This is a genomic window from Streptomyces synnematoformans (assembly GCF_039531005.1).
Taxonomy (GTDB): domain Bacteria; phylum Actinomycetota; class Actinomycetes; order Streptomycetales; family Streptomycetaceae; genus Streptomyces; species Streptomyces synnematoformans.
In genome coordinates this window covers 1-9,494 of record NZ_BAAAPF010000276.1, presented here as the reverse complement: position 1 = coordinate 9,494, position 9,494 = coordinate 1, and the positions used below count along the sequence as shown (strand labels likewise).

Below are 9,494 nucleotides of genomic sequence, written 5' to 3'. Positions count from 1 at the left end.
GGCGGGCGGCGCCGCGGCTCTGCGGCGGGACCGGGGCGGCGGTGGCCGCGGCGGCGTCGGCGGTGTCGGCGGGGGATCGGGGCGCGGAAGGGGTCATCGCAGGGCGGTCCTCGTCTTCGTACGGTCCTTCGCCCGGGACACGATCCAGCGGCCGACGTCCGGCCGCAGCCGGCCGGCGCCGTGGACGTCGAGCCGCGGGCTGACGTCGAGGTGGTCCAGCAGCCGCAGCACCGTGAACGCCGCGCTGGTCTCCGGCCCCCAGCCGCCGTCGCCGAGCAGCGCCGGGTCCTGCAGCGGGCGGCGCAGCGACACGTCGCCGAGCCCGTCCTGCGCGCCGGGCACCGCGCGGCGTACCGCCGCCCGCCACGTCTCGCCGGGGTCGGCGAACACCAGCCGGACGCCGGCGGGCCGGTGCCACGACTCGCAGCCCGGGTCGGCGACGGCGTGCACGTCGGCGCGCTCGCCGCCGCGGAAGTCGTCGCAGCGGACGACGAGTTCGTAGTCGCCGGCCGCTTCGAACCGGCCGGGCCCGACGACGACGCAGGCGGTCTTCCCGGCCACGTGCGCGCGGAAGTCGGCGACGCCGACGGGGCGGACGCCGGCGAGCAGCGGGTCGGCCATGCGGCCCTCGTCGAGGATGCGGCAGTACGCCCCGTACCGCGCGGCCAGCTCACGCACCCGCGCGTCCCCGGCCCCGTAGCGGTCCACCTGCTCGCCGACGTAGGCGGTGAACGCCTCCCGTACGACGTCGGGCGGCGCCTCCGCGCCGACCGCCGCGGCGAACTCCCGCCCGGCGGCCGCGGCGCCGCCGGCCGCCGTGTCCTCCGGGAACAGCCCCAGCGCCGCCGCCAGGCACTCCTGCCGCTCGCGCAGCGCCGCCAACAGCACCGGCGTCTCGGGGTGCGTACTGCCCAGCGCCAGCTGCCGTTCGTACGCCGCCACGGCCGCCTCCGTGCGGCCCAGCGCGTCCAGGGCGTGCGCGCGCAGCCGCCACGCGGCGCGGGACTTGCCGCGCAGCGCCAGCGCCTTGTCCGCCAGCTCCACCGCGAGCAGCAACTCCCGCTCGCCGCCCGCCTCCACCGCGCGCTCGCCGGCCCGCAGCAGGGTGTCGAACAGCTCCCCGCCCACCGCCGCGCGGCGCGGCGGCGGGGCGGTGCCGAGCATCGCGCCGAGCGCCGCCACCAGGGCGGTGCGCGCGGGCCCCGGGCCCACGCTCGGCGGCCCGCCGGCGTCCTCCCCGGCCGTCAGCCCGGCGAGGTATCCGGTGCACACGCGGGCGCACTCCGCGAGCGCGAGCGTCTGTTCTGCCCGGGCCCGGCGGGACGGTCTGGATCGCGGAGTCTTCATCGTGCTCCCGGTTCGTACGGCGGGGTGCGACTGTTCCGCAGCCACGGACGCCGGATCTGGCCACCCGGCAGACGTGAGGTGAACACTGCGGGAAGCTCAGGTCGCGGACGCAGGGGGCGACAGGTGGGCGACGGGAAGGTGGGACCGGCGGCCCTGCGGGTAGGGTCGGACGGTGCCCGACCGGTACGCCGCCGGAGCGGCCCGCGGCCGGCAGGCCGACGGCCGTACGGATCGAAGAGTCGACGAAGGGAACCGCCGTGGAGCAGCTGCCGCCCGAATTCCTCACCCCCGGCTCGTCGTCGTTCGTGGATTTCCTCGCCTCCCACGCCCCCGAACAGCTCCCCGCCCACCGCCGGTTGCCGGACGACGCGGGCGCCGGCACCCTGCCCGACTTCCCGCACGGCACGACGATCGTCGCCGCCACGTACGCCGACGGCGTCCTCCTCGCCGCCGACCGCCGCGTCACCCTGGGCAACGGCATGATCGCGCACCGGGAGTTCGAGAAGCTCTTCCCGGCCGACGAGTTCTCCGCCGTCGGCATCGCCGGCTCCACCGGCATGGCCGAGGAGATGGTCCGCCTGCTCCGCCTGGAGCTGGAGCACTACGAGAAGATCGAGACCGTCCCGCTCTCCCTGGAGGGCAAGGCCAACCGGCTCGGCACCCTCATCCGCGACAACCTCGGCCCCGCCATGCAGGGCCTCGCCGTCGTGCCGCTCTTCGCGGGGTACGACCCGCGCGGCGGGGCCGCGCGGATCTACTCGTACGACATCACCGGCGGACGCGCGGAGGAGAAGGGCTTCGCGGGCACCGGCTCGGGGTCGGTCTACGCGCGCGGGGCGCTGAAGAAGCTGTACCGCGAAGGGATGGGCGAGGAGGACGCCGTGACGATGGCCGTGCAGGCGCTCTACGACGCGGCCGAGGACGACAGCGCCACCGGCGGCCCCGACGCCACCCGCCGCATCTACCCGCTGGTCTGCACCGTCACCGAGGAGGGCTGCCGGCGGCTGCCCGAGGCCCGGGTGGCGGAGCTGTCGCTGGCCGTGCTGGACGGCCGCCGCGGCCGGCCGGACGGGCCGAACGCGCCGCTGTCGTAGCGGACTCCGCCGCCCCCCCGGCAGCGGAGTCCGCCGAGCTGCGCCGGCACACTCACCCCGGCGGCCGGCGGCGCGCGATGTCGGACACCGGGCCGAGGTGGCCGAGCTTGTCGGGGTTGACCACGGACCGGATCGCCTGCACCGCGCCGTCGGCCAGGTCGAGTTCGAACACGCTGGCCACCCGCCCCCGGGCGTCGTACATCACCGCGCCCGGCCGGCCGTTGACCCAGGCCGGCCGGAGGGAGACGCCGAGCTGCCGGCACCGCCGGAACAGCCCGAGGACCAGCCGCAGGACGGGCTCCCGGCCGGCCGGCGGATGCTCGACCACCTGGGTCTTGCCGCCGCCGTCCGTGTGCAGCACCACGTCGGGCGCGAGCATCCGCAGCAGCACGTCCATGTCGCCGCCCGCGGCCGCCTCGAAGAACCGGCGAGCCAGCTCCTCGGTCTCCGCCTGCCGCGCAGGCGGCGGGGCGCCGCCCTCCCCGGCCCCGGCGGCGATGTGCCGCCGGGCGCGGGCGAAGATCTTCCGGCAGTTGACCTCGGACTTGCCGGTGATCCGCGCCACCTCCGGATAGCCGTAGCCGAAGACCTCGCGCAGCATGAACACCGCCCGCTCCACCGGCGAGAGGGACTCCAGCAGCACCAGGAACGCCATCGACAGCGAGTCCGACAGCTCGGCGTACTCGGCCGGCCCCGGCCGGTCGGCGGGCACCACGACCGGCTCGGGCAGCCAGTCGCCCACGTACCTCTCCCGCCGCACCCGGGCCGAGCCGAGGTAGTTGATGCCGAGCCGGGTCACGGCCGTCGTCAGATACGCCTTGGGGTCGGCGACGACGGTGCCCGCCCGCCGCGCCCGGGTCAGGCCGAGGAACGCGTCCTGCACGATGTCCTCGGAGTCGCCCACGGACCCCGTCATCCCGTAGGCGATGGAGAACAGCAGCGGCCGGTAGCCGGCCGCGGCCGCGCCCGTCTCGTCCTCGCCCGTCCCGTCCTCGTCAGCCGGCCCAGGCACGGAACCCCTCCCGCCAGCTCGGGAAGCGCGGCACCCAGCCCAGCTCCCTGCGCGCCTTGTCGTTCGAGCACCCGCGCGCCGCCGTCATCTGCTCCACGAAGAACCCGCCGGCCAGCAGCCGCCCGAGCCAGGCGGGCAGGTGCATCGGCGGCTTGGCGCCCGCGACCTCGGCGAGGTACGGCAGCCACTCGGCGACCGGCGCCGGTTCGTCGTCGACGACGTTGTAGGCGCCGGGGACGCCGTCCTCCACCGCGGCGAGCGTCGCGGCCGCGGCGTCGGCGACCTCGATGAACGACCAGACGCCGGCGCCGCCGCCGATCACCGGCAGCTGCCGCTTCCGCACGGCGTCCACCAGGTGGTCCGAGGCGCCCTGCCCGTAGAACGTGCCGTAGCGCAGCACGATGCCCTCCGGTACCCCGAGCGGCACGTTCTCGTCCACGTGCCGGACCGCCGCCAGCGTACGCGCCGCCGACGCGACGGGCGGCTCCGCGACGGCCGGGTCCTCCTCGGACTTCACCGGGCCGCCGGAGTGCTCGTAGACGAAGCTGTGGCCCTGGGCGACGACGCGGCGGGTGCCCGCCCGCTCCGCGGCGGCCAGCAGGTTGTCGGTGCCCCGGGTGCGGAGTTCGTTCGTGGCGGCGAACACCTTGTCGACGTTGCGGAGGCTCCGCACGCCGCCCAGCGCGGTCATCTGGTGCACGATGACGTCCGGCTCCGCGGCTGCCACCGCCGCGATCACCGCCTCCCGGTCCAGCCCGTCCAGGACCACCGGCTCCGCTCCCGCCGCGCGCAGCCCCGCGGCGTTGGCGGGCGTCCGCGTGGTGGCGGTGACGGCGTGGCCCGAGGCGACCAGCCCGGGGACGAGGTGCCGCCCCAGCGCACCGGTCGCCCCCGTGACGAAGACTCGCATGATGTTCCCTTTCCGTGGTGATGACCCCTGGAGACAGAGCAGCACCCGGATCTGTGACACCCGGCCGCACCGGGACCCGCGGGCGGGGCGCATAACGGGAGGCGGCGGGCGGCGGCGCGCGGGTACCGTGCGGACGATGAGCGACCCCGTCCTCTTCCCGCCCGGCCTGCCCGTCCTCACCGAGATGCGCGTGCACGCCTCCGGACGCGCCTGGCTGGCCGAGCTGCCCGCCCTGGTGGAGAAGCTCCGCGCCCGCTGGTCGCTGCGCCTCGGCGCCCCGTTCGCAGGCGGCAGCTGCTCCTGGGTGGCGCCCGCCCGGCTGCCCGACGGCACCCGCGCCGTGTTCAAGGTCACCTGGCCGCACCGCGAGGCGGCGGGCGAGGCCGAGGGCCTGCGCAACTGGGCGGGCCGGGGCGCCGTCCGCCTCCTCGACCACGACCCCGGACACCACGCGCTGCTGCTGGAGCGCTGCGAGCCGGGCACCGAACTCGGCGCCGCCGGCGGGCTCGGCGCCGAGCACCGGCTGCGGCTCGGCGCGGAGGTGCTGCGCGAACTGTGGCGCGCCCCGGTGCCGCGGGACTGCTCGCTGGAGCGGGTCGCGGACGTGTGCGCCGAGTGGGCCGACCTCGTCGAGGAGCGCATGGCGCGGCTGCGCCCCGGCTACGACCCCGGGCTGGTCGCCCACGGCGCCCGGCTCCTCCGCGAACTGCCCGGCAGCGCCGCCCGGGAGGCCGTCGTCCACGGCGACTTCAACCCCGGCAACGTCCTCGCCGCCGGGCGCCGCCCGTGGCTGGCCATCGACGCCAAGCCGATGACCGGCGACCCGGGCTACGACCCGTTCCCGCTGCTGGAGCAGATCGACGACCCGTTCGCCGCCGCGGACCCGCACCGCACGGTCGCGCACCGGCTGGCGCTGCTCGCCGGCGAACTGGGCGAGGACACGGACCGGCTGGCGGCGTGGGCGGTGGCCCGCCTGGTGGAGGAGGCGCTGTGGCGCGCGGAGCACGGGCGGGCCCCGTACGGCGCGCAGCTGCTCGGGAAGGCGCGGCTGCTGGGGGACGCGGCGGGCCTGTAAGGGCCCTAGGCGCCGAAGTCGCCGGACTTGACGCCGTCGACGAACGACTCCCAGGCGGCGGCGGTGAAGACCAGGGCGGGGCCGTGCGGATCCTTGCTGTCGCGCACCGGGACGAGAGTGGCGTGGAACCCGTCCGCCACCTCAAGGCAGGCGGTCGCCGGGGAGTCGCTGTAGCTGGTCTTGCGCCACCGGGCGTCACTCAGGTCGAACCGGTCATTCCATGCGGTCATGTCCGCAGTCTTCCGCCCGCGACCGGAGCGGGGCAAGGGATCCGCCCTTGGCCGAACCGGCACCCCGTGGCCGCCGGTTACGCCGCCACGGAGCGGCGGGGCAGCGGGGCGGGGGCGCCGGGGAGGAGTTGCCCCCGACCCGGGCCGGGACGGATCCGCCCGCCCGCCCCGCGCGCAGTCAGGCGGGACAGGCGGGGCAGGCGGGCGGGGAGTGGACGGACGCACCCGGGTCGGGCGTGCCGGCGTACGAACCGGGTGCGTCCGTCCGGCTTCAGGTGCCGCTCCGCCGCGGATACGGCGTACGCGGCGGCCGCGGCTGCCGCGGCTCAGACACCGGCGACGGACTGGATCCAGGAGCGGTACCGCGTGACGTTCGTGTACGCGGTGGTGGTCTGCCGGTCGCTGGTGGACGCGACGCCGACCTGGACGCCGTTCGCCATCATCGGACCGCCGGAGTCACCGCCGGCCGTGATGCCGTTGCCGTACCGGGCGCAGATCGCGCTGCCGCCGTAGGCGTCGTAGCAGCCGCCGGTGACGGTCACGTTGGCGACCTTCAGGTACTGGGACTGGCAGTTGATCTCCTGCCCGCAGCGGGAGGTCGCGCCCCAGCCGTAGACCTGCACGCTCTGCCCGACCCGCACGGAACCGGGCTGGCCGAGCGTCGCGTACGTGGTGGACACGGACCGGTCGAGCCGGACGAGCGCCAGGTCCGAGGAGTGGGTGTAGGTCTGCACCCCGTTGGCCACGGTGCCGCCGCTGGTCTGGTCGAGGCTGCCGATGCGGAAGGACAGCCCGCCGCCGCCGACGCAGTGCCTGGCGGTGAGTATCCAGGTGGGCGCGATGATCGACGCGCTGCACGTCTGGCGCCCGTTGGAGAACAGCCGTGCGGCCCAGGGGCCGCTCTGCGCGTAGCCGCCGCCGATGATCTTCGTGGTGGGCGGGCCGTCCGCGGTGGGGGCGTGTGCCGCCGTGCGGACGTCGGCGGAGCCGGAGGCGGACGTGTGGTCCGCGGCGACTGCCGTGCCGCCCAGGGTGAGGGCGGCCAGCAGGGCGGCGAGGAGCGTGGGGAGTGATCTGGTTATTCGCAAGGTTCCTCGTTTCCGAAGGCACGCGGGATCGGGTGGGCCCGCGTGTGGAGGGCCAGGGAAGTACCAGCCGTCAGGATTCCGGAAACCGGGCGTTCGCGGTAATCACAACTTCCCATAACGCGCCGCGATGGCGGCGCCGTTGCCCGGGGCCTCGGCCCGGGGGGTGGCAACCGCGGCGGGGAAGGCGGCAGTTGGAGTGCCCCTGGCTCGATCAGTATGCGCCCGGGGAGTCGTGGCAGTACGCTGCCGTGATCGTGGAGCTGGGCGCGGAAGGCGGTACGGGCGTGGGTGCGGGCGGTCTTGAGCTGCCCCCGGCAGGCGGTCCCGAGGACGAGGGCCGCGGGGGTGGCGGCTCGACCGAGCCGCCGCCGGGTGAGCCTCCGCCGCCCGGGACGGTGTCGCTGGCCCGGCCCATGGAGATCGGAGCGGAGATCGGCTGGGGCGCGGACGACTGGGACGAGGTACGCACCCGGGCGGCCCGCGCGGGCCGGGCGTACATCTGGCTGAACGTCGTCGAGCAGCGACTGCGCTCCGTCGTCGCCGCGGTGCTGCGCCCCGTCTACGAGCCGGTGCACGGCGAGGAGTGGGTCGTCGCCGCGGCGGGGCCCGCGGGCCAGGAGTGGGTGCAGCGGGCCGTCGCGGTGCGGGAGGTCAGCCGGCGCAAGGGCTATCTGCTCGACCCCGCCGACGACAACGTCATCAGCTTCCTGACGCTGCCGCAGCTGCGCGAGCTGATGGTGCAGCACTGGCCGTGCTTCGAGCCGTACCTCGACGACCGGCGCGACCTGGAACTCGCGCTCGACGAGCTGGAGGTCGCCCGCAACGTCGTCTCGCGCAACCGCGCCCTGTCCGGCACCGTGCTGGCGCAGGCCGAGCGCGCGGCGGCCCGGCTGCTGCGCCTCCTCGGCGCCGACGACCAGCCGCCGTCCGCGGACCGGCTGCCGGTGGACGCGGTGGAGGACCTCGTCGGCGACCGGTACGCCGACGTCGTCGGCGTCCACCCGGACCGGGTGGGGCTGCAAAGGGCGCTGCCCGCCGAGGACCTCTTCGGCGGCGCCCGGCGGCTCGACGCGATCGGCATCGGGCTCAACCTGCTGGTGCAGAACTACTCCGGCCGCCGCCTCGGCCGGCTCGCGGAGGGCGGCTGCCGGGTCCGGCTGCTGTTCCTCAACCCGGCGAGCAGCACCGTCCGCCGCCGGGAGCGCGAACTGGGCATGAAGCGGGGCGAGCTGGCGCGGGCGGTGGAGACGAACATCATCCACATGCGCCGGGTGCGCTCCCGGCTGCGCCCGCAGGGCGGCGGGGATCCGGCGGGGGCGTTCGAGATCCGGGTCTTCGACGAGACGCCGCGGTTCACGGCGTACCTGATCAACGGCGACCGGCCGGACGGCCTCGGGGTGGTGCAGACGTACCTGCGGCGGGCCCGCGGGGCGGAGGCGCCGGCGCTGGTGCTGCGGGCCGCCCGGCGGGAGCTGGTGCACGGGGAGGGCGGCGGCGAGCCGGGGCTCTTCGAGGTGTACCGGGAGGAGTTCGAGAGCTTCTGGACGGACGCGCGGCCGGTCTCCTGACGGCCGGTCGCCGCAGGTCGGCCGTGCGCCGCCGCGGCGCCCCCTCCTCTCGACGGCCCCTCCGGCGCCCCTTCCGGTGGCCCTTTCCACGCCCCTTTCCACGCCCCTCCGGGGCTCCCCGGCATCCGGAATCTTGCGGTCCGGTATGTCAGTGGCGGGTGAGAGTGTGGGGTCACTGGCCACAGAACAGGGAGGGCGCCCATGGGGTGGTACGGGGAGCTGCTGGTCGGCTTCGACCTGGAAACGACCGGGACGGACCCGGGGGAGGCGCGGATCGTCTCCGCCGCCGTCGTGGAGGCCGTCCGCGGCGTGCCGGCGCGCCGGCGGGAGTGGCTGGCCGACCCCGGCGTTCCGGTGCCGCCGGAGACGACCGCGATCCACGGCATCACCGACGAGCGGGCGACGGCCCACGGGCGGCCGGCGGCGGAGGTCGCGGACGCGGTGGCGGAGGCGCTGGCGGCCCACTGGCTGCGCGGGGTTCCCGTCGTGGCGTACAACGCCGCGTTCGACCTGACGCTGCTGGCCGCGGAGTTGCGCCGCCACGGGCTCGCGCCGATGCGCGAGCGGCTGGGCGGCGGGGAGGAGGGCCCGGTGATCGATCCGTACGCGATGGACAGGACGGTGGACCCGTTCCGGGAGGGCAAGAGGACGCTGGAGGCGGTCTGCGCGGAGTACGGGGTGGTGCTCGGCCGCGCGCACGACGCCGCGGAGGACGCGCTCGCCGCGGTCCGGCTGGCGGTGGCGATAGCCGAGCGGTACGGGGACGTGGCGTCGGCCGGCGCCTGGGACCTGCACCGCGGCCAGGCGGGCTGGCATGCGGAGCGCGCGGAGGGCTACCGCCAGTGGCTCCTGCGCCAGACCCGCCCCCCGGCCCCGGCGGCCGGCTCCGCCACGCCGCCACCGCCCCCGGCGGCGGAGCCGGTGCCGAAGCGCGGCCTCGGCGCGGACGACGCGGTGGCGTAACCGGGTCGTGGGGCGCCGGGCCCGGCGGGCTGCCCTCGTCGCGTTTGGTGCGCGTTTCGGCGCGGACGGCGTGGTGGCGTAGCCGGGGCGTAGGTGACCGCGGGCCGGCGGTCCACGGCCGCACCTGCCGCGTCGGCACTGCCTCCCGCGGGGGAGGCGGCGCCGACGTGGGTGGGCGGTGGCGTAGTCGGGCAGGGCTGCGGGGAG

9 protein-coding genes are annotated in these 9,494 nt (G+C 76.3%); 4 read left to right on the top strand and 5 right to left on the bottom strand.

Annotated features, from left to right (window positions below):
- Nucleotides 1-93 precede the first annotated feature (93 nt).
- The gene (locus tag ABD317_RS28840; protein WP_344293474.1) at nt 94-1,272 is read right to left on the bottom strand and encodes a hypothetical protein; all 1,179 of its coding nucleotides are present in this window, start codon (nt 1,270-1,272) and stop codon (nt 94-96) included.
- Nucleotides 1,273-1,577: 305 nt separating this feature from the next.
- On the opposite strand from ABD317_RS28840, the gene prcB reads away from it, so the two are divergent.
- Complete coding sequence (gene prcB, locus ABD317_RS28835) at nt 1,578-2,441, top strand: proteasome subunit beta (RefSeq protein ID WP_344293476.1); 864 nt, start codon at nt 1,578-1,580, stop codon at nt 2,439-2,441.
- Between the two features lie 52 nt (nt 2,442-2,493).
- Here the strand turns inward: prcB and sigJ are convergent, their stop codons facing one another.
- Together sigJ and ABD317_RS28825 are read right to left on the bottom strand one after the other, a co-directional pair.
- On the bottom strand, nt 2,494-3,453 hold the full coding sequence (gene sigJ / locus ABD317_RS28830; protein WP_344293472.1) for an RNA polymerase sigma factor SigJ: 960 nt from the start codon (nt 3,451-3,453) through the stop codon (nt 2,494-2,496).
- Nucleotides 3,437-4,363 carry an NAD-dependent epimerase/dehydratase family protein gene (locus ABD317_RS28825; protein ID WP_344293470.1) on the bottom strand — a complete coding sequence of 309 codons (927 nt, stop codon included), beginning with the start codon at nt 4,361-4,363 and terminating at the stop codon, nt 3,437-3,439. The genes sigJ and ABD317_RS28825 overlap by 17 nt, the downstream gene beginning before the upstream one ends.
- 136 nt (nt 4,364-4,499) lie before the next feature.
- Between ABD317_RS28825 and ABD317_RS28820 the strand changes: the two genes are divergently transcribed.
- Nucleotides 4,500-5,438: an aminoglycoside phosphotransferase family protein gene (locus ABD317_RS28820; protein ID WP_344293468.1), complete on the top strand. Its 939-nt coding sequence runs from the start codon at nt 4,500-4,502 to the stop codon at nt 5,436-5,438.
- A 5-nt stretch (nt 5,439-5,443) separates the two neighbouring features.
- On the opposite strand, the gene ABD317_RS28815 is transcribed toward ABD317_RS28820, so the two are convergent.
- Nucleotides 5,444-5,668, bottom strand: a complete 225-nt coding sequence (locus tag ABD317_RS28815; protein WP_344293466.1) for a DUF397 domain-containing protein — start codon at nt 5,666-5,668, stop codon at nt 5,444-5,446.
- A gap of 326 nt (nt 5,669-5,994) precedes the next feature.
- A complete protein-coding gene (locus ABD317_RS28810) occupies nt 5,995-6,756 on the bottom strand; it encodes a S1 family peptidase (protein ID WP_344293464.1) in 762 nt (253 codons plus the stop codon).
- 284 nt (nt 6,757-7,040) lie between these two features.
- On the opposite strand from ABD317_RS28810, the gene ABD317_RS28805 reads away from it, so the two are divergent.
- Both ABD317_RS28805 and ABD317_RS28800 read left to right on the top strand, forming a co-directional pair.
- Nucleotides 7,041-8,324 carry an SAV2148 family HEPN domain-containing protein gene (locus ABD317_RS28805; protein ID WP_027755670.1) on the top strand — a complete coding sequence of 428 codons (1,284 nt, stop codon included), beginning with the start codon at nt 7,041-7,043 and terminating at the stop codon, nt 8,322-8,324.
- Nucleotides 8,325-8,525: 201 nt separating this feature from the next.
- On the top strand, nt 8,526-9,287 hold the full coding sequence (locus ABD317_RS28800; RefSeq protein WP_344293462.1) for an exonuclease domain-containing protein: 762 nt from the start codon (nt 8,526-8,528) through the stop codon (nt 9,285-9,287).
- Nucleotides 9,288-9,494 lie beyond the last annotated feature (207 nt).